This is a genomic window from Nonlabens sp. SCSIO 43208, assembly GCF_050703575.1.
GTDB classification, from domain to species: Bacteria; Bacteroidota; Bacteroidia; order Flavobacteriales; family Flavobacteriaceae; genus Nonlabens; species Nonlabens tegetincola.
This window is the reverse complement of sequence record NZ_CP065365.1, coordinates 43,586-68,499: the sequence shown is the minus strand read 5'-3', so window position 1 is coordinate 68,499 and position 24,914 is coordinate 43,586. Positions and strand designations below refer to the sequence as shown.

The window sequence follows — 24,914 nt, the reverse complement described above, 5'->3', positions numbered from 1 at the left end:
TTTTTACTCACTCATGTCTGTATAAAGCTAGGTAGTTTATAAATATCACTCATATAAGTTGGTAAAAAAGGATGTTAAGGATCTAAATTCTCAATAGTTTTAGTTCTCTATTTCCTAGTTTAAACCATTATTTTTGCCACATGGATAAATTGAACCTGTACATACCAAACGAGACATCAAGATTAAGGGCTGTAGTTTTAGGATCTGCATCTAGTAACGGTCCTGCTCCTACGATAGAAGAAGCTTATGACCCAAAGTCTAGAGAGCACCTAATCGCCGGTACATATCCAAAGAATGAGGATATGGAAAAAGAGATGGAAGCTGTTGCACAAGTCTTTGATAAATATGATGTTGAGGTTTATAGGCCTCATGTAATTGAAGATTACAATCAGATTTTTACTAGAGATATAGGTTTTGTTATTGATAATGTATTTATTAAAGCAAACATTCTACCAGATCGCGATCAAGAACTCAATGCTATTAAATATGTTTTAGACAAAATCAATCCTGAAAATATACTTACGCCACCAGAAGAATGTCATATTGAAGGTGGTGATGTTATGATTCATAACGACTATATATTCGTAGGAACTTATAGAGGAGCTGACTATTCAAGCTACATAACTGCTCGCACAAATACCGCTGCTGTTAATTGGTTGAAAGAGCAGTTTCCTAATAAAAAAGTAGTGAGTTTTAATCTTAGAAAACATAATACAGATCCTAAGGAAAACGCATTGCACCTAGATTGTTGTTTTCAGCCAGTCGGTGATGATAAATGCATCATTCACCGTAATGGGTTTCTAGAAGAATCAGAATACCAATTCCTAATAGATTTATTTGGGAAAAAGAATTGTTTTGAGATTGACAAGGAGGAAATGTACAATATGAATTCTAATATTTTTTCAATAGCACCTGATGTAGTCATTTCTGAACGAAATTTCACGAGACTAAACGCTTGGTTGCGCAGTCACGGTATAATTGTAGAAGAGGTTCCCTATGCCGAAATAGCAAAACAAGAAGGATTGTTAAGGTGTTCAACACTTCCTTTAATTAGAGATTAATTTTAATTAGTTCGCTTTCGCGAAAACTGCTACACCAGCAGTTTGAGACAATAAATAATAGAATGAAACAAATTACCGACACAGTTTTCATGATACGACCTGTTCAATTTAGACTAAATGAACAAACCGCTGTTAATAATTATTATCAAGATGATGAGGTCCAAGTAGAGAACCAAAATGAGAAAGCACAAAATGAATTTGACGGCTTTGTAGCATTGTTAAGATCAAAAGGTATTACAGTAATTGAAATAAGCGATGATCCTAAACACGATACTCCAGATTCTATTTTTCCAAATAACTGGATTTCAACACATGAAAATGGTGATATTGCACTGTACCCTATGTTTGCCGAAAATCGACGATTAGAACGACGACCAGAAGTTCTTAATCGTTTAGAAGAAAGTGGCTTTACAATAGAAAACGTTGTTGACTACACTGCTGCCGAAGAGGAAGATCTGTTTTTGGAAGGTACAGGTAGTTTGTTGTTAGATCGTGTAAATCGTAAAGCTTACTGTAGTATTTCACCTAGAGCAGATGAGGATTTGCTTATTGAATTCTGCGAGGATTTTGAATACACACCTGTCATTTTTACTGCATATCAAAGTGTAGACGGTAAACGATTGCCTATTTATCATACCAATGTAATGATGGCATTAGGAGAGAATTACTGTGTGATATGTTTGGATTGTATCGATGATAAAAAGGAGCGTAAGAATGTTCTTAAACATCTCAAAGAAGATGGGAAAGAGGTTATTACCATTTCAGAGCAGCAAGTAGAATCTTTTGCTGGTAATATGATGCAAGTTCATAATGCGAGTGGTGAAAGGTTTCTTGTTATGAGTGATCAAGCTTATTCATCACTTACTGAATCTCAAATTACAAAACTGCAATCGTATAATGAGATTTTACATCCTTCTATTGAAACTATAGAAACCTTAGGTGGTGGATCAGTACGTTGTATGATGGCCGAAGTTTTCTTACCTAAATAAATTAAATTTTTCCAGGTGGTTGTAAGTCTAATATTTATAACCACCTAGCAAAAATTCTAAACTGGTTATTACTTTAAGTCAGGAATTTTCTACCTGTTGAGTACTCGCTAGTTTGAAGTGATTATTTGCCAGTCGCTATATGCTTGATCATTCCTGCAAATATGAAATAATGAAAAGGTAGCATACTGTACCAGTAAAGTCTACCCCAAATACCTTTTGGTCTAAAGGTAGCTGTTTGATGCACTATGTTATTTTCATCAATTTCAAATTCCAACCAGGCTTCACCAGGAACTTTCATTTCAGCAAATAATAGGAGACGTTTTTCATCCTTGTCTGCGACAAGAACTCTCCAAAAGTCTAAGGAATCTCCAGGATAAATCTTATCTGGATTAGTACGTCCTCTACGTAACCCTACACCACCAAAAAGTTTGTCTACAAGTCCTCTAATTTTCCACAAGAAAGTAGCGTAGTAATAACCGTTTTTTCCACCTATACTCCATATACGTTCAAGAGCTTTAGTAGCGTCATCGGTTTTGTGAGTTTGTTCATCCTTCAAACAACCGTATTTAGGAACTTGCTTGTATTTATTTAAATTCTTTTTGAATCTTCCACTTACCATGCTGTCTTTCCAGCTACTAACTACCTGACTTTGTTCAATTTTAGCAAATGCCATGTCAAGTGCTTCTTTATAAGTAAATGGTTGAATGTTGAATTTTTCTGCTAGATTGTTCGGTCTTGCAACTACTTCAATTGTCATACTCTTGACTAAATTTTGAGCAAGTTTATAAGAGGTACTCGTTACAAAATAAAGCCAATAACTACTTAAAGTTGGTGTCATCACAGGCACTGTAAAAATGAATATTTTCAATTTGCGTTTTTGTGCATATTGTAACATCATTTCCTTATAGGTAAGAATATCTTTTCCTCCTATATCGTAACTATTGTTATAACATTCTACACACCCCAAAACACAGGTCAAATAACTCATTACATTTCTTATAGCAATAGGATGTGTTTTTGTATTTACCCATTTTGGTGTAATCATTACAGGTAATTTTTCACATAGATCTCTTATGATTTCAAAAGAAGAACTACCACTACCTACAATGATACCAGCTCTTAAAACAGTGACGGGTATGTTGCTAGTGTAAAGAATGTCTTCTACACGCTTTCGCGAAAGCAGATGTTTACTCAGTTTATCTTCATTAACAATACCTGATAAATAGATAATCTGTTGACAGTTTGTTGGGTGAATAGCCTCGAGAAAATTTTGAGCACTACTAGCTTCTAGGTCATCAAAATTTTCAGTGTTTGATGTCATAGAATGAATTAGATAGTAAGCTGCATCTATATCTTTTGGGATTGCATCACTTTTCTCAGGTTTGAGAAAATCTACTTCGATAATACGTATTTGTTCCTTGATTTCTTCAGGTACTGAAAGTCTATTTGCGCTACGCACAGCACAAACCACATCATGATCCTGTTTAAGAAGCTCATAGAGTAATCGCACTCCTATATAACCGTTTGCGCCTGTAAGTAACACTTTCATGTTGCTAAAGTTATATTACGCAAGGGAAATTCTCTCTAGTAAAGATGTTAAAGAGCAAGAATGACTAGAAATTAGGAGCTATTGTTTTCTCAAAATCATGATAAGTCTAGAACTGTTGAACTTATCATATTCATTGAGTTGATAATCACCATAAATGTCTATTAGTTCAAGACCAGCTTGATCAAAATATTTTTGAAAATCTGATAGCATCAATGCGCTCACCCTTTCTGTAAAATGGTACTTATTACCACCATCTGTAAACTCAATATCTTTATAGATAAACCCGTTTTCAAAACGTCGGTTCATATTAAATGTAATGCCTTGAATGGTTTTGGAATTTGAAATAACTAAATGCCTGAGTACATGAGGTACATTCATAAAGTCAATGACTGCATAGGCACCATCTTTCAAATTTTTCTTTATCGATTTAATGGTGTTTAAGTTATCTTGTTCTTCATCAAAATACCCAAAACTGGTAAATAAATTAAATACCGCATCAAATTTATCATGATAGGGCAAGGTCATATTGTGAACGTCAAACGTTATACGACTACTATCTACTGATGCATCTTGCTCTAATTGTTTGCGAGCAAAGTCAATACTGTTTTCACTTAAATCAACTCCAGTAACTTTGAATCCTAATTTGTTAAGGAACAAACTGTGACGACCACGACCACAGGCAAGATCCATAATGTGACTATCTGCTTGTAATGAAAGAGCAGTGACTAGGTTATTCATAAAAGCGCCTGCTTCTTTATAATCTCGATCACCATAAAGTATGTGATAATAGGGCGTGTTAAACCAGCTTGCGTACCACTCTTGTTTCTGTGCTCTCATAGGCGGCAAAAATAGCGTAATTTTGCAGGCTAAAATACCTAAGGATGTCCCAAAATTTTAAGATGATCGCCAAAACACTCTTTGGACTGGAAGAAGTTCTAGAGAAAGAATTACGCCAGCTGGGTGCAATGGATATTAAACGAGGTGTGCGCATGGTTCAATTCTCTGGTGATTTAGGATTTATGTACAAGGCAAACATGATGTTGCGTACTGCTATTCGTATTCTTAAACCTGTATACAGTTTCAAAGCTCGTAATGAGGTTGATTTGTATGACGGTATCTATCAACATGATTGGTCTCAATATATTAATGAAGATGATAGTATTTCTGTTCACGGCACAATAGCCTCCAGATATTTTAATCATAGCCAGTATGTAGCTTTAAAAACAAAAGATGCGATTGTAGATCAATTTCGTAGGAAAACTGGTACTAGGCCAAACGTGGATACCAAACATCCAGATTTAAGAGTATCCGTGCACATTAACGATCAACGGGTAGATGTTTCTATTGACTCCAGTGGTGAGCCCTTGTACAAACGTGGCTATCGAGATAAAACAAATATTGCACCTATTAATGAAGCTCTTGCAGCAGGAATTATTTTATTAAGTGATTGGGATCAACGATCTACTTTTATTGATCCTATGTGTGGTAGTGGTACCATTGCTATAGAAGCGGCAATGATAGCTGCAAATATTGCTCCTAATCTTAATCGAATGGAATTCGGTTTTGAAAAATGGAAGGATTATGACAATGCCCTTTTTGAAAAAATCCAAGATAGCTGCCTTAAAAAAATGCGTGAATTTGATGGTAAAATTATAGCTCGTGATGCCGACGGCTATACCCTTCAAAAAGCTAAGGACAATGTAAAAAATGCCAATCTTGAAGATTTCATATCACTGGAAAAAGGAGACTTTTTTAGAGATAATCAAACAGCCAAAGCTTTCTTACTTTTTAATCCACCCTATGATGAACGTATAGGTATTGAGATTGATACGTTTTATAAACAAATAGGTGACACGCTCAAACAACGTTACCAAGGTAGTACAGCCTGGATCATCACAGGAAATCTAGAGGCGATTAAACATGTTGGGTTGCGTCCTTCACGTAAAATCAAATTGTATAATGGTAAACTAGATGCCAGATTAGTTAAATATGAAATGTACCGTGGGACAAAAAAGATTCACAAGTTGCAATAATTTTATACTAAAATTAAACAAGATATTTTTTACCACAACTAGGCTAGTTATATTTGAAACAAACATTGTTTCATGAAAATAATAGCTAGAATATTTCAAATTTTTGTAGGAATATTATTCATCTTTAGTGGTCTTGTAAAATTGAACGATCCGTTAGGGTTCAGTTATAAATTAGATGAATACTTCAGTGCGGCGGTTCTAGGTCTTGAATTCTTGCAGCCACTTGCACTTCCTATAGCCATATTTGTGGTGATTTTTGAAGTGGTTCTTGGAGTAATGCTTCTTTTAGGTTTTCAAAAAAAGTTTACAGCATGGTCTTTACTTTTAATGATTGTGTTTTTTACGTTTCTCACGTTTTATAGTGCTTACTTCAATAAAGTGACAGATTGTGGTTGTTTTGGAGATGCTATTCCGTTAACACCATGGGAATCATTTACAAAGGACGTTATCTTACTCATTATGATAATAGTGTTGTTTGTGAAACAGGATTATTGGTATAGCGCTTTCGCGAAAGCGAAATCAAGCATAATCACTTTACTCGCTACAATTGGTTGTTTTGCTCTGGCTTACTACGTTTTAATGCACTTGCCGGTTCTAGATTTTAGAGCTTATAAAGTAGGTACTAATATGGTAGAAGCCATGAAGGAAGACCCTACAAGACCTGATGTTTATGAATATAAATGGTATTTTAATGTCGATGGTGCAGAGAAAGTTGTGACTACCAATGGTGATTATCCTAGTGGCTATGGAGAATTAGTTAGATATGAAACGGAACTGGTTGAAAAAGGTTACGAACCACCAATTCACGATTTTAAAATTGAGGATGAAAATGGTGAAGATTTTACTAGTGACTTTTTAACCAAACCTAAAGTTGCGATGATCATCACTTATAACCTAAACAAAGCAGAGGTTGAAGGATTAAATAAATTGAATAAATTTATAGATAGGGCAGAGACTGCTGGTTATGAGGTTATAGGTCTTACGGCATCTAGTATGGATGATGTGAAAACTGTGATGAATAAACATAAATTTTCAACTACATTTTATACTGCCGATGAAACTGCTTTAAAAACCATAGTACGATCAGTACCTGGTGTTATTCTTGTAGATAGAGGTATTATAACTGCAAAATCTCACTGGAATGATCTAGAGTCATTAGAATTATGATAAGTTACCTTTTAAAAAAACTAGGATATGCACTCTTTACGCTTTGGGGAGTTGTGACACTAGTTTTTTTTCTTTTTTATTTGATGCCAGGTGATCCTGCGCAAATGATGCTAGGTGAAAATCAAACTATGGAGCAGGTCGCTGCAGTACAGAAAAAGTACGGACTGGATCAAACTCTAGGAAAACAATACTTGTATTTCATAAACGACTTGAACCCAGTAAGTTTTCATAGTGATAATGCTGATGATTTTACTCATTGGGACGATAGATACAGCGGATCTTCTATCGTAAAATTAGGAGGATATCATATAGTTATAAAAACACCTTATTTAAGAGAATCGTTTCAAAAAACAGGCAAACAGGTCAGTGAGGTGATAGGTGACACTTTACCTAATACTATTGTGCTTGCGATTGCTTCCATCTTAATCGCTTTATTCATAGGTCTTGCCCTTGGAGTAATATCTGCATTATATAGAGATTCTTGGATTGATAAGGTTATTCAAGTAATAAGTACCATGGGTATGAGCATTCCCAGTTTCTTTAGTGCGATAATCGCAGCTTACCTGTTCGGGTATTTGTGGCACGAATATACAGGACTTCCTATGAGTGGTAGTTTGTACGAGATGGATGATTATGGAGAAGGAATTCATCTACAATTACGCAATCTTGTGCTACCAGCTTTGGTATTAGGAATACGTCCGCTTGCGGTAATCACTCAATTAATGCGTAATAGTTTACTAGAAGTTCTGTCTCAAGAATACATAACAACAGCCTACGCAAAAGGATTGACAACACTTCAGGTAATAAAGCGTCATGCTTTCAAAAATGCGCTCAATCCAGTAGTTACAGCAGTAAGTGGCTGGTTTGCGAGTTTACTAGCAGGAGCTGTTTTTGTCGAATACATTTTTGGATGGAACGGTCTGGGTAAAGAAATTGTAGATGCATTAAACACAAAAGACCTGCCCGTAATCACAGGAGCAGTTCTAGTCATTGCTAGCCTGTTTATATTGATTAATATTGCAGTAGATGTGATCTACATAAAACTGGATCCTAGAGTAAAACTAGACACTTAATAACAACTGACATAAAAACTTAACTATGAGAAAGCAAATTGTAGCCGGCAACTGGAAAATGAATTGTGATCTTCCAGATACACAAAAATTAATAACCGATCTTAAAACAGGTCTAGTAAAGGAGTTCAATTGTGAGCTTATGATTGCACCTTCAACACCATTTTTATATAATGCTTTTAATAGTACACTAGATTCAGATATTGAAGTGATTGCTCAAAATGTAAGTGAGCAAGAAAAAGGAGCATTTACAGGTGAAACTTCTGTAGATATGCTTCAAAGCATAGGTATTAAAACCATAATTATCGGTCATTCTGAACGTCGCGATATATATGGTGAAACTAATGAGCTTATCGCTCAAAAAGTTAAAGCCAGTGTCAATAAAGGTATGAGAGTGATATTTTGTTGCGGTGAACATTTAGAGATACGTAAGGAAGATAAACATTATGACCTTGTAGGTAATCAGGTTAAAATAGCTTTACAAGATTTAACCGAAGAGCAAATGTCACAAATAGTAATTGCTTATGAACCGGTTTGGGCTATTGGAACGGGTGAAACAGCAACCCCAGAGCAAGCACAAGAAATGCACGCACATTTAAGAAATGAATTGTCCACTTTATTCAAGGATTCAATTGCCCAAAATACAAGTATTTTATACGGTGGTAGCGTAAAACCGAATAACGCAGCAGAATTATTTGCTAAACCAGATGTTGATGGTGGACTTGTAGGTGGAGCTTCCTTAAATGCAGAAAGCTTTCTAAACATCGCAAATGCTATTTAAATTAAAACTTATTTTATTTTTTCTATCAGCCTTACCTGTTTGCCACTTACAACAAGATTTTTCATTTGATTTGGCCGTAGCAGCAGAGCAGCTTACAAAGGATGAGATGACTTATAATGGAAGCTATTTTTCAATCCCATATCCTAATGGAGATATCCCTGCACAATATGGAGTTTGTACCGATGTAGTAATACGAGCCTATCGTAAGGTAGGTATAGATTTACAACAGCTAGTCCATGAAGATATGAAGGAAAACTTCAAAGAATATCCGCAATTATGGGGATTAAAAAAACCAGATACCAATATTGATCATCGCAGAGTACCTAATCTGGGTAAATTTTTTGAAAGAAACGGGACCATTCTTCCCATTTCAAAAGATAAATCAAACTACCTGCCTGGAGATGTAGTAACATGGGTACTCACAAATAACATGACTCACATTGGAATAATATCCACAAAAAAAGATTCTAAGACTGGTAATCCACTTGTCGTTCATAACATAGGAGCAGGTCAGGTCTTGGAAGATTGTTTATTCAAATTTACAATAACAGGGCATTATAAATATGGCAAATAATATTACAAATCAAATTTACGTAGAATACGATTTCACAGTCACGCCTCGCGAACCTTGGAGCGATATTTTGTGTGCCCAATTAGGCGACGCAGGTTTTGAAAGTTTTATTGATACTCAATCTGGAGTAAAAGCTTACATTCTTAAAGATCTAGATAGTGATAATGTGTTGAGTACAGTAGATCTTATAAGCAGTGACTATTGTGATATCGCTTTCGCGAAAGCAGATATACCACCTACAAATTGGAATGCCGAATGGGAAAAAAACTTCACGCCGATTCTCGTGAACGACCAATGCTTAATTAGAGCGCCATTTCATGAAAGTAAAGAGGTCAAGTATGAAATTGTAATGGAACCTAAAATGAGTTTTGGGACAGGACATCATCAAACCACTTACATGATGATACAATTTTTACTAAAAGAGGAACTAGCTGGTAAAAAAGTACTAGATATGGGAAGTGGGACAGGAGTTCTTGCCATACTGGCCCAAATGAGAGGAGCAACACTTGTAGATGCCATTGATATTGATACCTGGTGTTTTGAAAACGCCCAAGAAAATACTGAACGCAATAATGCCGATAAAGTTAATGTCATATTGGGTGGTGCAGAGCAGCTGGCAGGTAAGCAATATGACTTTATAATAGCAAATATTAATAGAAACATACTATTGCAAGACATCCCCAAATATGCAGAAAGTTTAAAAAACGGTGGAAGCATTATTTTCAGTGGTTTCTATACACAGGACTTACCCTTAATCAATGAGGCTTGTAGTAAGGTTGGACTCACTTATGAGACTCATATAGAGAAAGATAATTGGGTAGGTTTAAAAGCTAATAAATAATTAAATTTGCATACTCATTAAAATAGCGCAAGAAAAAAAGGTATATTTGAGAGGTTATGAAAATGGATGTTAAAGAATTAATTCAACCTAAACAAAAGGTTGATGTTCTAGAAAAGGAAGAAAAGAAAATCGTACTTTACAACGACGATGTCAATACTTTTGATCACGTGATTGATATGTTAGTAGCAACATGTGATCACACTCCTGTGCAAGCAGAACAATGTTCCATTATTGTTCACTATAAAGGAAAGTGTTCAGTAAAAACAGGAGAATACGATGATTTAAAACCTCGCTGTTCGGCCTTGCTTGAAGCTGGCTTAACCGCAGAGATTGTCTAAGAATTTGCTTTCCCCTTTTATTCATATTAATGAATAAAATAATTAAGTCTGCCACTAGGCAGACTTTTTTATGATTACTATCCGGCTAGTTGTTCAAAGAATCCACCGATCTTTTTTGATTTATCTATTAGGTGTATTTCTATAATCCATTCTCTTTTTCTTCCAGCACGGTCAAGAGATGACATGGGTGTATGATTTTCTGGATGTATGTAGTTCGTTTTGTCCTCTTTATCTAATTGCTCATGAGGAAAATGTCCTATAAGGTGACCGGCAATGGGTCCACCGTACTGCCATCCAAAATCTTCTGCAAGGTCAACACAGTATTTGTACAACTGTGAACCGGTTACATCAAGATTTGATTTATAGAAATTATTGGCAATGTGCCACAACTTCTCTGTATCCTGAGCAAGTTGCTTTTTAATGGGATCATTTCCTAGTACATACGTACGCCCATAATCAGCTTCATAATCCTCAATGATAGGTCCAAAATCTAAAAATAATATATCGTCATTTTGCACACTAATATTAGGTGGATTTTCATCGTATGGATGTAAGGTGTTTTCCCCAACCCTTACGATTCTTTTGTGCCAGTATTTTTTAATATTAAATACTTCTTCGGCTAGATCATAAATTTTAGTATTAAGTTCTTTTTCTGTAATTCCTGATTGGATCAGATTTCTTTTTATGATCTCTTCAAAAAGTTCAGCTGCTATGGCTTCAGCTTTTTGTAATTCTGCTCGCTCTTTACTCATAAGTGAAAGATAGTTTACAACACTTTTATTTAAAAATGCTTTTAATGTTTTAAAAGATTGGTTTTAACTAAAGTGTTGATAATTAGGTTTTTTATTAAACAAAATGTTGTAACTTTCTGAAACCAAAAAGCTTAACCATGAAAATAAAACTACTTACCTTACTTTTATTAGTATGCAGTATGAGCTATGCTCAAACGAGGGCAAACGACGCTACTGCAGAAATTTGTGATGATCTATCTAATGATGGTGTCGAATTATTTGATTTTACCTCTTTAGAAAACGATATTTTAGGGTCACTTAATCCATCTGATTTTACGATTACGTTTTACAACAATATGTCTGATGCTTCAAATGGAGTTAATTTTTTTACTAATCCATCGAGTACTCCTGTAAGTATTCAAAACTCTCAATACTTTGCAAGAGTATTTGAGACTGCTACCGGAAGTTTTGATGTAGTTTCAGTATTTGTAATTTTATATCCAACGCCTTTGCCTACGACAGTTCAGGCAGTAACTGTATGTAGTGCACAAAATCCAGGTAGTGGCTTTTTAACCTCACGTGTTGATATAATTAATGAGATTAATGCCATAGCATCAACTAGTCCTATGATAGAAATATTCTTATCTCAGCAAGATGCAGATAATGATATTAATCCCATTTCCTCAAATGCGAGTATTCCCGTAAGCCCAAATGGTACCAGCATTTTTCTTAAGCAATATGGTGATCCTAATTTTCAATCCGATTGTTGGGTTATTGAAAATATAACCGTTTATCCTAGATTGTGTAACGCTACAAGTTCTCCGTTACCTGATTTATTCGAATGCCTAACTCCTGGTAGTAACACCAGCTGCTTCGATCTTTCTCAACAAGACTCGTTGATATTATCAAATTCAAACCCAGTTAACTATTCTATCTCTTACCATCTTTCACAAGTTGATGCAGATAATAATTCAAATCCAATAGCCTCACCATACTGTACAAGTTCTATTGATTTAATATTTGTTCGTTTTGAAAATATAGATGTAAACACAGTTGATACTTCTATGACATTTAATGTCATAGGTGTTCCCGAACCGCAAAATTATACTTTTCCTACTGTTGAAGGTTGTGATAGAACTGGATCTGGAATAATTGATTATGATGCATTCGCCATTTTAACGGAAGTACAATCACATTCTTTACCCAATGGCGTTGCCTCGGCCAATATTTCCTATCATTTATCTCAGCAAGATGCGGATGCTTCCATAAATGCAGTTGGCAGTCATGCTGGTTTTACAGCTTCTAATACTCTAAATACCATATTTGTAAGAGTAGAATATGACCCTAGTTTGTGTTTTTCTGTATTTCCTGTTAGTGTATCACAAACAAACAATTGTTTAGCAATTAATCCTCCAATTGATCTTACCGATTGTTTGGACTCAACAACTGGTTTAAGCTGCTTTGATTTGACATTAAATGATAGTGTAATTCTTGCAGGACAATCATCAAGTTCATTTACTGTAACCTATCACAATTCACTGTCAGATGCGCAGTCAAATGTAAATGCTATTTCAAATACAAATAATTACTGTGTAGCTACCGATCAACAAGTATATGTAAGATTAGAGGATAATCTTACAGGAAATTACGGTGTTGATTTTTTTAATCTTACAGTAGCTCCCACTTTAATAGATAATAATCATAACCTTCCTGACTTAGTAGAATGCGATGACGATCTTGATGGTGTCATTGACTTTGATCTAACAGAGAGTTCATCCCTTTTGTCCTCTTCAAATAGTGTTGAATTTTATTTAAGTTTAAATGACGCTCAAAATCAAGTGAACCCAATTGCTACACCAAGCTCCTATACTGTTGCAGGTATAGCATCATCGGCTTCTATTGATATTTTTATCAGAGAATTTATTCCATCAGGTTGCGATATTGTATATCCTATTGAATTAATTGCCAATGCAAATTGTAATTTTGCTTATAGATGTAGTGATGCTGTGGCCTTGTGTAACCAACTAGGGCAAGCGCAACCTAATGTATTCGGAAATATTTTTGCCGAAGCTGGTAATTATTATCCATTTTCACAATCATCGGGTCCTAGAAATCCATCTTGGTATTACATTCCTATTGAAACTAGTGGCTCTCTTACACTTGAACTGTACCAAAACACTTCACCTACCTTCAATGGTCAAGGATTAGATATTGATTTTGCAATTTATGGGCCGTTTACCAATCCTACTCAAAACTGTGGTTCCTTAACAGCAAATGACCTAATTGATTCTAGTTTTAGCCTAGCAATGCCGGAAATTGCTACAATTCCAAATGCTCAAGCTGGGGAATTCTATTTATTACTAGCCAGTAATTTTACGCAACAACCTGGGTTTTTAAAATTTGAAATAGCCTCAAGTTCAACGGCAACCGTAAGTTGTGACGGAATACAAATGAGATCAATACTTGATGTTAATGCAAATGGAGTAGTAGATAGCACAGATGTTCCTTTTCCTCTTGGAACGTTTGGGTGGGAATTGAACTCTAATGGATCTATCATGAACATTGCTACACCCGATGGAGAATTTGAAATATATGACATAGATCCTACCAATAGTTATGATCTTACTTACGATATTTTTTCAGCTTATAATACTTCATATACAGTAGCTCCAGCTTCTTATACTAATCAAACCATACCAAATGGCAGTGGTTTAACAACTCGTGATTTCTTAATAAGTGCAGTTAATAGTTATGAAGATGTAGCTATTTATATTATTCCTAATCAACAACCCAGACCTGGATTTACTTATACTGAAACCATTGTTTACGGTAATTTAGGTCCATTACCTGTTTCCATAGGGCAAGTACAAGTAGATGTCGATCCCTTAAATACAATTATTTCAGTGAGTGATCCTAATGCTACGGTTACGGGTAATCAAATAAATCTTAACTATTCAAATTTGTTGCCTTTTGAGTATCGAACTTTTGAAGTAGCAATGCAAGTACCTGTTATTCCAACCGTGAATTTAGGAGACATTTTATCTAATGACGCAAGTATTACACCTGTAGCCAATGATCTCACGCCTAATAACAATGTAATAAGTAGTAATCAAGTCGTAATCGGTAGTTATGACCCTAATGATAAAATGGAAAGTAGAGGACCGACAATCAATCTACAAGAATTTACAAACGACGATTATTTTTATTACACGGTTAGATTTCAAAATACAGGAACAGCTAGTGCTATAAATGTTAGAATAGAAGATGAGCTAGATGCTCAATTAGATTGGGAATCACTTGAAATGATATCATCCAGTCATCATTATTCTATGCAGCGTGTTGAAAAGGATGTGACTTGGAGATTTGACAACATAATGCTGCCAGATTCATTGTCAAACCCAGTTGGAAGTAATGGTTATGTTTACTTCAAAATCAAACCACAATCCGGCTGGACAAATGGAACGGTTATTCCTAATACCGCAGAGATATACTTTGACTTTAATCCTCCTATAATTACAAACACTTTTACGTCAACCTTTACAGTTCCTTTAAGTGAACCTCAAGTAGATCAACCGCAGTTCACTGTGTTCCCTAATCCTGCAACTAAACAAATAACGGTATCTTGGGAACGTTCTTTGGATAATGGTTTAATGCGTATATATGATGTTAGTGGAAAGGTCACGCTTTCGCGAAAGCTAAACAACCAGCATACAACAGTTAATATTGAGGAGTTAAGTGCAGGAATGTATTTCATCGAAATAGAGCATAACGGCCAGAAATATCAATACAAGTTGATTAAACAGTAAATAGGAGAGATATATAAAAATCAAAACCAGCTTAATAGCTGGTTTTGATTTTTTACTATTCAAACGTCTTAGTACTACCTGCGGTAAGTCGTCTTATTTCAGATAATTCTTCTTTAGTTAGGTCGCGATATTGTCCCACAGGAATATCAAGACTCACGTTCATGATTCGTATTCTTTTAAGCTTAGTAACTCTATAACCCAAATATTCACACATACGGCGTATTTGTCTATTGAGTCCTTGCGTGAGAACAATTCTAAAGCTTTTTTTTCCTAATTGTTCTACTTCGCATTCTCTGGTAATCGTATCAAGGATAGGAACACCACTTGCCATTCTTTTTATAAAACGGTCGGTTATCGTGTGATTTACATGAACTATATACTCTTTTTCATGACCGTTACGAGCTCTTAAAATCTTATTTACAATGTCGCCATCGTTAGTCAAAAAAATAAGCCCTTCACTCATTTTATCTAATCTACCTATAGGAAAAATACGAGTAGGATAATTTATATAGTCAATAATATTGTCCTTTTCTACACGAGTATCTGTCGTACAAACAATTCCTACCGGCTTGTGTAATGCTATATATACTGGTTTTTCTTTTTTACTACTTACTTTTTCACCATCAACGGCAACTTCATCACCAGGCAGTACTTTTGTTCCCATTTCAGGTACTTGACCATTAATAGTAATGCGTTGCTGTTCTATTAGTTTATCGGCTGCACGTCGTGAACAAAACCCTTGTTCACTGAGATACTTATTTATTCTTATTCCTTCCTCTTGTGACATGTTGCAAAGGTAGTGAAGTGCTATAATTAACTTTTGCTTGAGAGTCTAATCTTAGCTGGTTTGTAACATATTTACGTGATTTAATACTGATAAAATAAAAAATGCATCAATCAGAAACACAAACAGCGCATGGTTCCAACCAACCGCAAAATTATAGACCTAGCCAACAACATGATCAGGTTAATTTATTCAGTACCTTGTTTTTAGTAAAGGGAATCTTAAACTTACTATTGTCCTTATTGTTTTTGATTTATATAGGATTAGGAAGTTTTATGACTTTTATTCCAATAGAAAATCAAGAAACTCCTTTTAACCCGGGAATTATTTTTACAGTTGTTGGTATTATTGGATTAGTAATTTGTATTGTATTTGGGATCTTAACTATAAAAGCCTCTAATAATCTTAAAAAGAGAAAAGGATATACCTTTATTATAGTTATGGCAGTATTAAATGCACTTACAGGAGTTCTGGGTATTTTACTGTGTGTATTTACTATTATTGAAATTAGTAAACCTCATATTAAAACAACTTTTGAAGATAGCTAGTTATAAAATTAAATCACTTTAATTCTATATGGAAAACCGTATAAAAATCTATTATAAACCATCAGTTTTATACAACAATAGAATGATTGCGCTATTGTTTATGGGATTGGGATTAGTTCTATTTATAATCTCATTGATTTTTGATGATGCTAAGGATATAAGCTGGTTTAGTATAGGTTTGGGTGAATTTATTGTTGGTATATTAATGTTTGCATACCATAAATACGAGGTGTACAAACAGTATTTAACCCTTACAGAAACAAGTATAAAAAAGAATACTCTATTTGGTAAAGAAGTACAATTTAAAGATGTTAATCAGGTTAAGGAGTTTGCAAATGAGATTACTGTTATCTCGAAAAGTTCTCAAATTGTAATAGATACTGAAGTTATACAACCTGAATCATTGAAAAGATTAAAAAAAGCATTGCATAACAAAGGATTGTCAATAAATAAGATTGAGGTAAATTAAATTGCTCTTTTATTAATATCAGCTATTATTTTCAGATGATGATGAGTATGAATACGCAAAAATCTTAAAGTTTGTTTCTTATTTAAATCTTTAAATAGTGGATGATTAAAATGAGCTTTCTTGTGAGTGTTTTCACTTTTTGACAACAAGACTTGTATTGATTCTAGTCTTTTCAATAAGTCATCTTTTGAAATCTCCGGTAAGGGAACAACTTGTTTTGGAGCCTTACCTTTACCTCTGGGAATGTAACCAGTAAGCAATATTATTTTTTTCCAAAAATTAATTCTAGGGGAAAAGTCTTCTGGTTTGCTGGAGATGAGAGTTTCTAGAACGCCTTCAATTACTCTTAAACTATGATCGAGGTGCCAGTAGGTACCTTTTTTTGAAACACTAGCCGCAACTAAATTACCTTTATCCAGCTCTGTTGCTATAGTCTTTAATTGATCTTTAATACTCTTCATTAAAACACATTTAGAATAATAAAATCTTTATCTTGAAAATGATAAGGTTCACCAGACTTCTTATTTCTTATTGCGACTCCTAGAGGAGATTTTAAACTCAATGCAAAATAGCGTTGCTCATCTACCATTACCGCGCCTAGACCAGCGCTTATGTAGAAGATGCCGTTATGTAAAATGACTAAAGATCCAGTGGTAACTACATCCTGCTTTTTAAAAGGATCTATTTGTAAAAGTTCATTGAGTAAACGTATACTAGTAACCAATTGTGAATCAATAAGATTTTCTTGATTATGAATCATAGCACGGCCAGTCTCATATTTATCGCCTGCGCTACTTTTGGTTTCGTTGTTTTTTGCGTCTTGTAAATCTGATAGCTGTTTAGTCAATCTATCAATTTGTTCACCTATAAGCATCATACACTTATGATGAATTTTTTCCTTAGTTTTTAAATAATCACCTTCATTCATGTAAAGTAAATATACTCAATTAACCCTTAAATGAGAAAAGGCCAGTGATTAAGCAATCACCGACCCTTTCAATCTACCAACCAAGGTTTTAAATATCTTCTATGGTCTTAGTACAAAATCAATTGCGTGTACTACACCGTTAATACCTGTTACGTTAGTAACAATTACGTTAGTTTCAGTATTAGTTCCATCTGTAATTACTACACCATTTGTAGTATTGATAGTAAATGTTCCCATTGTAATTGGGTCTACAACATCACCATCCATGATTGCCTCAGCTCTTACAGCTGCGCCAGATACTACGTGATACAATAGAATATCACTCAAGTTATTTAATGCTAATACATCATTAATATTATTAAGTCCATCATTAGGATCTGCATCAATTAACGCTTGGAAAGCATCGTTTGTAGGAGCAAAAACAGTGAATGGTGGAGCAGGAGTTGCACTAGCATCTGTAGCAGATAATGCCGCAACTAAACCTTCTTGTGAAACTGCTGTAACTAAGTTACCGAAAGCTGGATTGTAGACAGCAAGATCAGCAACTGTAGGTAAAGGAATAACTGCATCCATTACGTGCACCACACCATTATCAACTTCTATATTTACTTGAGCAGTGTCAATAGCTGCATTATTTACGGTAAATGCTGATGCATCGATATAAGCATCCAGATTATTACCACTAGCATCAGTCGCCGATGTTTTTACATAACCATCAACTAGATCACCACTTCTATTAACTGATCCTAAAACATGATTAAGAAGTACGTTTCTTAAAACATCTGTTGGTACCGCATCTAGACTTGCAAATCCGTTAGCACTTAAAAAAGTAGCAAACGCCGTATCAGTTGGAGCAAATACGGTAAAAGTACCATTACCATCTAGAGTTGCATCTAGACCAGTTCTTTCTAGGGCAGCTCTTAATGATGTGAAGTTTGAGTTTGAAACAGTTAGGTCGTAAGCACTGTTATTTGAGTCAATGATGTTATCGTCATCATCGTCACAAGAGGTTAAGGTAAGTGAAGCTATAGCAAGAAAGCTAAATAGCAATGATTTAAGGTTTAAGCTTTTCATGAGTATTGTTTTTTATTTCACTTCAAAGAAACGAAAAGGTTTTCGTTATTTGTTTAATTATCTGTTAAAAAGATTAAACAAATTATAATAGAATGAAATTGAACCACTATAAAGAGAAAAGATACTAGAATGAGAACTGCACAAATAGTTGCATTATTTTTGCATCATGGCAAAAGTAGTAGTAGGACTTAGTGGTGGCGTAGACAGTAGCGTTGCTGCACACTTGTTAAAGGAACAAGGTCACGAAGTAATTGGTTTATTCATGAAGAATTGGCACGATGATTCTGTGACTATAAGTGATGAATGTCCTTGGTTGGAAGATTCAAATGACGCTATGCTAGTAGCGCAAAAATTAGGAATACCTTTTCAAACGGTAGATTTAAGTGAGCAGTACAAAGAGCGTATTGTAAATTATATGTTTGACGAGTATGCAGCTGGTCGCACGCCTAACCCAGATGTGCTTTGCAATCGTGAAATCAAATTTGATGTCTTTTTAGATATAGCTCTGGAGTTAGGAGCCGATTTTGTAGCAACTGGTCATTACTGTCAAAAAAGGACTAGTATGCTAGATGGTAAAGAAATTCACCACTTAGTCGCCGGTGCCGATCCTAATAAAGACCAAAGCTATTTCCTTTGTCAAGTATCTCAGGAACAACTAGCACGTACTCTTTTTCCAATTGGTCACCTGCAAAAGCCCGAAGTTCGTGAAATAGCAGCCGCCCAAGACTTGATTACGGCTGGTAAAAAAGATTCTCAAGGACTTTGCTTTATTGGTAAAGTGCGTTTACCAGATTTTCTACAACAACAACTCAAACCTAAAGTAGGAGATATCGTAGAGGTGCCAGCAAGTGTGAGCTTGCAAAAGTCGCAGGTGCCAGTTACCACTCTCGATAGTGACGATGAGGTTGATGTAATTACGCTTTCGCGAAAGCGTACCTATCAAAAAACCGATGGTAAAATAGTTGGTTCACATCAAGGAGCTCATTTTTTTACTCGTGGACAGCGCAGAGGTCTAGGAGTAGGAGGAACTCAAGAACCTTTGTTTGTGATTGAAACAGATGTAGAAACTAATACTATATATGTAGGTCAAAGTAAAAGTCATCCAGGTTTGTACCGTCGCGGTTTGTTTGTAAAAGAGAATGAAACGCACTGGATAAGACCGGACCTCGAAATAGCAGTAGGCGATAGTATGCCGGTGATGGCTCGCATACGTTACAGGCAAGAATTAGAACCTGCGATTTTGTATAGAAAAGAAAACGGATTGTACGTTATCTTTGATTATGAGCAAAGTGCCATATCTGCAGGACAATTCGTAGCTTGGTACTTAGATTCAGAATGTATAGGATCTGGAGTAATCGCATAATATGAAAAAATGGTTGTTAATCTTATTTTTAATAAGCTATGGGCTAGATGCCCAAGACTGGCACGCTTGGGTGTATTTTACTGATAAGCCTAATGTTACTAGCTCCATTAACAACCCATCTACCATATTAACAGCTAGGGCCATAGCACGTAAAGCTAGACATGGTATTGTAATTGATCAACGAGATGTACCTGTAAATCAACAATATGTAGCAGCAATTAAAAATGCTACGGGTATTTCATATAAGGCTCAATCAAAATGGTTTAATTGCGTACACGTTACTGGTGCCGAGTTAGACTTAAGAGCTTTAGAAAATTTGAGTTTTGTTGATAGAGTAGTGTTTGCAGATCCATCAAAAAGTATTTTATCCACATCTCAAGATAAATTTACTCGTATGTCCAGTGCTCCCTTTAATTATGGGAACGCCTCAAATCAAATAGTAATGATGGGATTGGATAATTTGCACAATCAAGATTACACAGGAGATGGTGTACATGTTGCGGTGATGGATTCTGGTTTCCCTAATGTAGATAGTATGTCTGGTTTTTCACAATTAAGAGGTCAGAATGGTATTTTAGGAGGTTATGACTTTGTAGATAGAAACGCTACATATGCTGATGATCATTTTCACGGTACTTGGGTATTAAGTACAATGGCTGGTCATATAACTGGTCAATTTGAAGGAGCCGCTCCTAATGCAAGCTATTGGCTTTTTAGAACTGAGGAAGCAGCTCAAGAAACGCCAGCAGAATTATCCTATTGGGTAGCAGCTGCCGAACGTGCTGATTCTCTAGGAGTAGATGTGATCAATACTTCATTAGGTTATCTGGCATTTGATAACGCTTCAGAAAGCTTGACTTACAATGATATGGATGGTCAAACTAGCTTTGCTTCACGTGGTGCAAACGTAGCTTTTGAAAAAGGAATGTTGGTGATTACAAGCGCTGGAAACTCAGGAAATTCGACTAATCATCCCTATATTTCTTCTCCTGCTGATGCACAAGGTGCAATCGCAGTAGGTGCTGTTGACGCGAGTAGTCAACGTACAGTATTTTCAAGTATAGGTCCTTCATTTGATAATCGAATAAAACCAGATCTTGCTGCTCAAGGTGGTAATACGGCTATAATAGATCACAATGATAATTTAAGAACTGCAAACGGTACAAGTTTTAGTAGTCCATTACTAGCTGGTGGCGTAGCTTGTTTACTAGAGGCATTTCCTAATTTGACTCCACAGCAAATAAGGAGTGCACTAGAACAAAATGCTAGTCAATCTAACTCGCCCGATAATCTTCTGGGTTATGGTATTCCTGATTTTGGCTTACTATTTCAAACTCTTTCTCAACTAGATCAATCTACCAAGGAAGTTAAATGGCACGTAGTGAATCAACACCTTTATTTAGATAAAGAATTATACCCCAAAATTCAAATATATTCTATTCAAGGACAGCTGTTAATAGATGCTGAAAATTCTGGTAGAATAGTTTTAACGGCTTTATCTAAAGGGATTTACCTTCTTAAAGTTGATGAGAGTGGTAAGTGGTTAAAAATCGTAAATAGATAAATTAACTACAACAGATTAGCCATTTGCAATTGTAGTTGCTGCGCTTTATCGCGGGCAGCTTTTTCAAAATCCTCATTTGAAGACGCGTATATTATTCCTCTGGAGCTGTTTATAAGCAATCCTACATTTGAAGACTTTCCATATTTAACGACATCTTCAAGAGAACCACCTTGTGCACCTACACCTGGTACAAGTAGGAACGAATTTGGAATGATTTTTCTAATATCGGTAAGGAACTCAGCTTTGGTAGCTCCTACAACATACATTAATCTATCACTATTATCGTATTGAGAGGCAGTCTGTAGTACTTGTTGATACAACGGCACACCATCAACTTGCTTAGTTTGAAAATCAAAAGCTCCCTCATTTGAAGTAAGAGCAAGGAGAATTGCGTATTTATTATTGAACTGTAAAAATGGTTCAACCGAATCTTTACCCATATAGGGTGCAATGGTAACACTATCAAATTCTAGATCTTCGAAAAAAGCTTTGGCATATCTTGTTGAGGTATTCCCAATATCTCCACGTTTAGCATCGGCAATCGTAAAATGATTAGGATAGTTTTCATTAAGATAATTAATTGTTTTTTGTAAAGCTTGCCAACCTTTTACACCATAGGCTTCAAAGAATGCAGTATTAGGTTTATAGGCTACACATAAATCATGTGTTGCGTCTATTATCGCTTTAGAAAATTCAAAAATAGGATCTTCTTTTTCTAATAAATGCGGTGGGATTTTATCTAAATCAACATCCAACCCTATACATAGGAATGATTTCTTTTTGTGAATTTCGTTGGTAAGTTGCTCTAGAGTCATTAGTTATGGTTTTTGATAAAGTCTGTTGAATTGATTTGCCTTGGTAGAAAGCATTGTATTAAAAAAAGTAAAGGATGGGTTATAGCCCATCCTCACTCATTTTCATTTTTTCTGTATTATCAACTAATTGTAATTCGTCAATAATTTTTTGAATATCACCGTTGATGATGTTATCAAGATCATAAAGCGTCAAATTAATTCTATGATCGGTCACACGTCCTTGTGGATAATTATAGGTTCTAATTTTTGCACTACGGTCACCGCTACTTACCATACTTTTACGGCGTTCAGAGTCGGCTTCCATTTTCTTTGCAAGTTCCATTTCATAAAGCCTAGATCTCAATACTTTCAAAGCTTTTTCTAGGTTTTTATGTGAGGATTTTTGATCCTGACAGCTTACAATCATTCCGGTAGGTTCGTGGTGTAATTTAATGGCACTGTATGTAGTGTTTACCGATTGTCCACCAGGTCCTGTTGAGGTAGTACGCTCAATACGAACCTCAGTCATATCTAGTTCTACATCAAACTCCTCAGCCTCTGGTAATACCATTACGGTTGCAGCACTTGTATGAACCCTACCTTGTGTTTCAGTTTGTGGTACTCGTTGTACACGATGTACACCAGCTTCAAACTTAAGAGTTCCATATACGTCCTCACCATTTACTTCAAAAATGATTTCTTTATAACCACCACTTGTACCTTCACTCACATCCATGACACTAGTACTCCAGCCTTTGCTAGAGCAGTATTTCTCGTACATGCGGTATAGGTCACCTGCAAAAATACTAGCTTCATCACCACCAGTTCCTGCTCTTATTTCCATTACTGCGTTCTTGGCATCTTCAGGATCTTTAGGAATAAGCATCATGCGTATTTCTTCTTCAAGCCCAGGAATAGCCTCTTTTGCTTCATCATGTTGCATTTGAGCCATTTCTACCATATCTGGATCACTTCCATCGGCAAGAATTTCTTTTGCCTCATCTAAATTTGCTACAAGCGTCATGTACTCCTCGCGCTTGTCCATCAATTTTTTGAGGTCTTTATATTCTTTAGTAAGTTGTACATATCGTTTTTGATCTGCGATTACATCAGGTTGAATGATCAAATCATTTACCTCGTCAAAACGATTTTTTACTATGTTTAATTTATCTATCATGGTCTATCTCAAGTCTTGCGAAAATAATCAAAATTCGCTCTAGTTGTAGTTATTACGCTTTCGCGAAAGCGTAATATTTAATACTCAAAAGTTCCAAACTCACTTTTTATGGTAAGTTTTTTCTTATCTGCTGCTTCAACTCGTCCAATAATCTGAGCATCCACATTAAAGGATTGGGAAATTTCAACGATTTGTTGTGCGATATCCTTATCTACATACAGTTCCATACGATGTCCCATATTGAAGACCTGGTACATTTCTTTCCAATCTGTGCCAGACTCTTCTTGAATCATTTTGAATAATGGTGGCAATTGGAACATATTGTCTTTTATGACATGTACGTTGTCTACAAAATGTAAAATTTTAGTTTGAGCGCCACCGCTGCAGTGTACCATCCCGTGAATGGAGGATTTATTTACATCGCTAAGAATTTTTTTGATAATAGGAGCGTAGGTTCTAGTAGGTGATAATACCAATTTCCCTGCGTCCAATGGACTGTTTGCTACTTGATCGGTAAGTTGTTTACTGCCACTGTAAACTAAATCTTCAGGAACTGCAGGATCGTAACTTTCCTTAAATTTTGATGCTAGGGTTTTATTAAAAACATCGTGTCTTGCACTAGTAAGTCCATTTGATCCCATACCACCATTGTATTCACTTTCATAGGTGGCCTGACCGAAACTCGCTAAACCTACTATGACGTCTCCAGGTTTAATATTTGCGTTGTCAATAACATCCTTGCGATTCATGCGTGCTGTTACTGTGGAATCCACGATAATGGTGCGTACTAGGTCGCCTACATCTGCTGTTTCACCACCAGTAGAGATAATTTCTACGCCGTGTTTTTTAAGGTCTTTAATGAGTTCCTCTGTACCGTTGATAATAGCGCTTATGACTTCGCCAGGTATGTTGTTTTTGTTTCTACCGATAGTACTAGACAGTAAAATATTATCGGTTGCACCTACACATAATAAATCATCAACATTCATTATAAGAGCATCTTGTGCAATACCTTTCCATACAGTGATGTCTCCAGTCTCTTTCCAATACATGTAGGCTAGGCTGGATTTTGTGCCAGCGCCGTCTGCGTGCATGATAAGGCAATGATCATTTGATCCCGTTAAATGATCTGGTACTATTTTACAAAAAGCTTTTGGGAATAATCCTTTGTCGACATTCTTAATAGCATTGTGAACGTCTTCTTTACCTGCACTTACACCACGCTGTGCGTATCTTTTAGAAACATCTTGACTCATGTTGCAAAGGTACTATTAGT

24 protein-coding genes are annotated in these 24,914 nt (G+C 35.5%); 14 read left to right on the top strand and 10 right to left on the bottom strand.

The window, feature by feature from the left end; genetic code table 11:
- The first annotated feature begins 140 nt into the window (after positions 1 to 140).
- Complete coding sequence (locus I5168_RS00340) at positions 141 to 1,061, top strand: dimethylarginine dimethylaminohydrolase family protein (protein ID WP_338350276.1); 921 nt, start codon at positions 141 to 143, stop codon at positions 1,059 to 1,061.
- 62 nt (positions 1,062 to 1,123) lie between these two features.
- Complete coding sequence (ctlX, locus tag I5168_RS00335; protein ID WP_431472122.1) at positions 1,124 to 2,050, top strand: citrulline utilization hydrolase CtlX; 927 nt, start codon at positions 1,124 to 1,126, stop codon at positions 2,048 to 2,050.
- A gap of 121 nt (positions 2,051 to 2,171) precedes the next feature.
- Here the strand turns inward: ctlX and I5168_RS00330 are convergent, their stop codons facing one another.
- Complete coding sequence (locus I5168_RS00330) at positions 2,172 to 3,599, bottom strand: SDR family oxidoreductase (RefSeq protein WP_105018484.1); 1,428 nt, start codon at positions 3,597 to 3,599, stop codon at positions 2,172 to 2,174.
- Positions 3,600 to 3,677: 78 nt separating this feature from the next.
- Positions 3,678 to 4,436: an SAM-dependent methyltransferase gene (locus I5168_RS00325; protein WP_431472121.1), complete on the bottom strand. Its 759-nt coding sequence runs from the start codon at positions 4,434 to 4,436 to the stop codon at positions 3,678 to 3,680.
- 44 nt (positions 4,437 to 4,480) lie between these two features.
- Here I5168_RS00325 and I5168_RS00320 point away from each other — a divergent pair, with 44 nt between their 5' ends.
- From I5168_RS00320 to I5168_RS00290, 7 genes are all read left to right on the top strand, one after another.
- Positions 4,481 to 5,632 (top strand): THUMP domain-containing class I SAM-dependent RNA methyltransferase, encoded by a 1,152-nt coding sequence (locus tag I5168_RS00320; RefSeq protein WP_042278952.1) that lies wholly within the window; start codon positions 4,481 to 4,483, stop codon positions 5,630 to 5,632.
- A 72-nt stretch (positions 5,633 to 5,704) separates the two neighbouring features.
- Entirely contained in the window at positions 5,705 to 6,799 is a 1,095-nt protein-coding gene (locus I5168_RS00315) for a BT_3928 family protein (RefSeq protein ID WP_431472120.1), read from the top strand.
- A complete protein-coding gene (locus I5168_RS00310; RefSeq protein WP_431472119.1) occupies positions 6,796 to 7,872 on the top strand; it encodes an ABC transporter permease in 1,077 nt (358 codons plus the stop codon). The genes I5168_RS00315 and I5168_RS00310 overlap by 4 nt, the downstream gene beginning before the upstream one ends.
- 25 nt (positions 7,873 to 7,897) lie before the next feature.
- On the top strand, positions 7,898 to 8,650 hold the full coding sequence (gene tpiA / locus I5168_RS00305) for a triose-phosphate isomerase (RefSeq protein WP_431472118.1): 753 nt from the start codon (positions 7,898 to 7,900) through the stop codon (positions 8,648 to 8,650).
- Positions 8,640 to 9,224 (top strand): DUF1287 domain-containing protein, encoded by a 585-nt coding sequence (locus I5168_RS00300; protein ID WP_431472117.1) that lies wholly within the window; start codon positions 8,640 to 8,642, stop codon positions 9,222 to 9,224. Before tpiA ends, I5168_RS00300 begins: the two co-directional genes overlap by 11 nt.
- Positions 9,214 to 10,062, top strand: coding sequence for a 50S ribosomal protein L11 methyltransferase (gene prmA / locus I5168_RS00295; protein WP_431472116.1), 849 nt, complete (start codon positions 9,214 to 9,216; stop codon positions 10,060 to 10,062). The genes I5168_RS00300 and prmA overlap by 11 nt, the downstream gene beginning before the upstream one ends.
- 62 nt (positions 10,063 to 10,124) lie before the next feature.
- Positions 10,125 to 10,400, top strand: a complete 276-nt coding sequence (locus tag I5168_RS00290) for an ATP-dependent Clp protease adaptor ClpS (protein WP_060524983.1) — start codon at positions 10,125 to 10,127, stop codon at positions 10,398 to 10,400.
- A gap of 77 nt (positions 10,401 to 10,477) precedes the next feature.
- On the opposite strand, the gene I5168_RS00285 is transcribed toward I5168_RS00290, so the two are convergent.
- Positions 10,478 to 11,152, bottom strand: a complete 675-nt coding sequence (locus tag I5168_RS00285) for a M24 family metallopeptidase (protein ID WP_431472115.1) — start codon at positions 11,150 to 11,152, stop codon at positions 10,478 to 10,480.
- 137 nt (positions 11,153 to 11,289) lie between these two features.
- On the opposite strand from I5168_RS00285, the gene I5168_RS00280 reads away from it, so the two are divergent.
- A complete protein-coding gene (locus I5168_RS00280; RefSeq protein WP_431472114.1) occupies positions 11,290 to 14,937 on the top strand; it encodes a T9SS type A sorting domain-containing protein in 3,648 nt (1,215 codons plus the stop codon).
- A 55-nt stretch (positions 14,938 to 14,992) separates the two neighbouring features.
- Here the strand turns inward: I5168_RS00280 and rluF are convergent, their stop codons facing one another.
- Complete coding sequence (gene rluF, locus I5168_RS00275; protein ID WP_105018493.1) at positions 14,993 to 15,724, bottom strand: 23S rRNA pseudouridine(2604) synthase RluF; 732 nt, start codon at positions 15,722 to 15,724, stop codon at positions 14,993 to 14,995.
- 101 nt (positions 15,725 to 15,825) lie between these two features.
- Here rluF and I5168_RS00270 point away from each other — a divergent pair, with 101 nt between their 5' ends.
- Both I5168_RS00270 and I5168_RS00265 read left to right on the top strand, forming a co-directional pair.
- Positions 15,826 to 16,269: a hypothetical protein gene (locus I5168_RS00270; protein ID WP_431472113.1), complete on the top strand. Its 444-nt coding sequence runs from the start codon at positions 15,826 to 15,828 to the stop codon at positions 16,267 to 16,269.
- Positions 16,270 to 16,297: 28 nt separating this feature from the next.
- The gene (locus tag I5168_RS00265) at positions 16,298 to 16,738 is read left to right on the top strand and encodes a hypothetical protein (protein WP_431472112.1); all 441 of its coding nucleotides are present in this window, start codon (positions 16,298 to 16,300) and stop codon (positions 16,736 to 16,738) included.
- Here the strand turns inward: I5168_RS00265 and I5168_RS00260 are convergent.
- From I5168_RS00260 to I5168_RS00250, 3 genes are all read right to left on the bottom strand, one after another.
- Positions 16,735 to 17,199 (bottom strand): hypothetical protein, encoded by a 465-nt coding sequence (locus tag I5168_RS00260; protein ID WP_431472111.1) that lies wholly within the window; start codon positions 17,197 to 17,199, stop codon positions 16,735 to 16,737. The two genes, I5168_RS00265 and I5168_RS00260, sit on opposite strands and share 4 nt — an antisense overlap.
- Positions 17,199 to 17,666, bottom strand: a complete 468-nt coding sequence (locus I5168_RS00255; protein ID WP_431472110.1) for a transcription elongation factor — start codon at positions 17,664 to 17,666, stop codon at positions 17,199 to 17,201. Before I5168_RS00255 ends, I5168_RS00260 begins: the two co-directional genes overlap by 1 nt.
- 99 nt (positions 17,667 to 17,765) lie before the next feature.
- Positions 17,766 to 18,740, bottom strand: coding sequence for a fasciclin domain-containing protein (locus I5168_RS00250; RefSeq protein WP_085774289.1), 975 nt, complete (start codon positions 18,738 to 18,740; stop codon positions 17,766 to 17,768).
- A 166-nt stretch (positions 18,741 to 18,906) separates the two neighbouring features.
- On the opposite strand from I5168_RS00250, the gene mnmA reads away from it, so the two are divergent.
- Complete coding sequence (gene mnmA / locus I5168_RS00245; protein WP_431472109.1) at positions 18,907 to 20,103, top strand: tRNA 2-thiouridine(34) synthase MnmA; 1,197 nt, start codon at positions 18,907 to 18,909, stop codon at positions 20,101 to 20,103.
- 1 nt (position 20,104) lies between these two features.
- Positions 20,105 to 21,667: a S8 family serine peptidase gene (locus I5168_RS00240; protein WP_431472108.1), complete on the top strand. Its 1,563-nt coding sequence runs from the start codon at positions 20,105 to 20,107 to the stop codon at positions 21,665 to 21,667.
- A 5-nt stretch (positions 21,668 to 21,672) separates the two neighbouring features.
- Here I5168_RS00240 and pyrF read toward each other — a convergent pair whose 3' ends face one another.
- The 3 genes from pyrF to I5168_RS00225 form a co-directional block, all read right to left on the bottom strand.
- Entirely contained in the window at positions 21,673 to 22,482 is an 810-nt protein-coding gene (gene pyrF / locus I5168_RS00235) for an orotidine-5'-phosphate decarboxylase (RefSeq protein WP_060522984.1), read from the bottom strand.
- Between the two features lie 79 nt (positions 22,483 to 22,561).
- Positions 22,562 to 23,638, bottom strand: a complete 1,077-nt coding sequence (gene prfA / locus I5168_RS00230; RefSeq protein ID WP_060522983.1) for a peptide chain release factor 1 — start codon at positions 23,636 to 23,638, stop codon at positions 22,562 to 22,564.
- Between the two features lie 77 nt (positions 23,639 to 23,715).
- Positions 23,716 to 24,894, bottom strand: a complete 1,179-nt coding sequence (locus I5168_RS00225) for an AIR synthase related protein (RefSeq protein WP_431472107.1) — start codon at positions 24,892 to 24,894, stop codon at positions 23,716 to 23,718.
- Between the last annotated feature and the right edge of the window lie 20 nt (positions 24,895 to 24,914).

What these genes read in the sequence shown, in the direction of transcription:
- I5168_RS00340 (WP_338350276.1), top strand. Translation starts at nt 141, where the DNA reads ATGGATAAATTGAACCTGTACATACCAAACGAGACATCAAGATTAAGG.
- ctlX (WP_431472122.1), top strand. Translation starts at nt 1,124, where the DNA reads ATGAAACAAATTACCGACACAGTTTTCATGATACGACCTGTTCAATTT.
- I5168_RS00330 (WP_105018484.1), bottom strand. Translation starts at nt 3,599, where the DNA reads ATGAAAGTGTTACTTACAGGCGCAAACGGTTATATAGGAGTGCGATTA.
- I5168_RS00325 (WP_431472121.1), bottom strand. Translation starts at nt 4,436, where the DNA reads ATGAGAGCACAGAAACAAGAGTGGTACGCAAGCTGGTTTAACACGCCC.
- I5168_RS00320 (WP_042278952.1), top strand. Translation starts at nt 4,481, where the DNA reads ATGTCCCAAAATTTTAAGATGATCGCCAAAACACTCTTTGGACTGGAA.
- I5168_RS00315 (WP_431472120.1), top strand. Translation starts at nt 5,705, where the DNA reads ATGAAAATAATAGCTAGAATATTTCAAATTTTTGTAGGAATATTATTC.
- I5168_RS00310 (WP_431472119.1), top strand. Translation starts at nt 6,796, where the DNA reads ATGATAAGTTACCTTTTAAAAAAACTAGGATATGCACTCTTTACGCTT.
- tpiA (WP_431472118.1), top strand. Translation starts at nt 7,898, where the DNA reads ATGAGAAAGCAAATTGTAGCCGGCAACTGGAAAATGAATTGTGATCTT.
- I5168_RS00300 (WP_431472117.1), top strand. Translation starts at nt 8,640, where the DNA reads ATGCTATTTAAATTAAAACTTATTTTATTTTTTCTATCAGCCTTACCT.
- prmA (WP_431472116.1), top strand. Translation starts at nt 9,214, where the DNA reads ATGGCAAATAATATTACAAATCAAATTTACGTAGAATACGATTTCACA.
- I5168_RS00290 (WP_060524983.1), top strand. Translation starts at nt 10,125, where the DNA reads ATGGATGTTAAAGAATTAATTCAACCTAAACAAAAGGTTGATGTTCTA.
- I5168_RS00285 (WP_431472115.1), bottom strand. Translation starts at nt 11,152, where the DNA reads ATGAGTAAAGAGCGAGCAGAATTACAAAAAGCTGAAGCCATAGCAGCT.
- I5168_RS00280 (WP_431472114.1), top strand. Translation starts at nt 11,290, where the DNA reads ATGAAAATAAAACTACTTACCTTACTTTTATTAGTATGCAGTATGAGC.
- rluF (WP_105018493.1), bottom strand. Translation starts at nt 15,724, where the DNA reads ATGTCACAAGAGGAAGGAATAAGAATAAATAAGTATCTCAGTGAACAA.
- I5168_RS00270 (WP_431472113.1), top strand. Translation starts at nt 15,826, where the DNA reads ATGCATCAATCAGAAACACAAACAGCGCATGGTTCCAACCAACCGCAA.
- I5168_RS00265 (WP_431472112.1), top strand. Translation starts at nt 16,298, where the DNA reads ATGGAAAACCGTATAAAAATCTATTATAAACCATCAGTTTTATACAAC.
- I5168_RS00260 (WP_431472111.1), bottom strand. Translation starts at nt 17,199, where the DNA reads ATGAAGAGTATTAAAGATCAATTAAAGACTATAGCAACAGAGCTGGAT.
- I5168_RS00255 (WP_431472110.1), bottom strand. Translation starts at nt 17,666, where the DNA reads ATGAATGAAGGTGATTATTTAAAAACTAAGGAAAAAATTCATCATAAG.
- I5168_RS00250 (WP_085774289.1), bottom strand. Translation starts at nt 18,740, where the DNA reads ATGAAAAGCTTAAACCTTAAATCATTGCTATTTAGCTTTCTTGCTATA.
- mnmA (WP_431472109.1), top strand. Translation starts at nt 18,907, where the DNA reads ATGGCAAAAGTAGTAGTAGGACTTAGTGGTGGCGTAGACAGTAGCGTT.
- I5168_RS00240 (WP_431472108.1), top strand. Translation starts at nt 20,105, where the DNA reads ATGAAAAAATGGTTGTTAATCTTATTTTTAATAAGCTATGGGCTAGAT.
- pyrF (WP_060522984.1), bottom strand. Translation starts at nt 22,482, where the DNA reads ATGACTCTAGAGCAACTTACCAACGAAATTCACAAAAAGAAATCATTC.
- prfA (WP_060522983.1), bottom strand. Translation starts at nt 23,638, where the DNA reads ATGATAGATAAATTAAACATAGTAAAAAATCGTTTTGACGAGGTAAAT.
- I5168_RS00225 (WP_431472107.1), bottom strand. Translation starts at nt 24,894, where the DNA reads ATGAGTCAAGATGTTTCTAAAAGATACGCACAGCGTGGTGTAAGTGCA.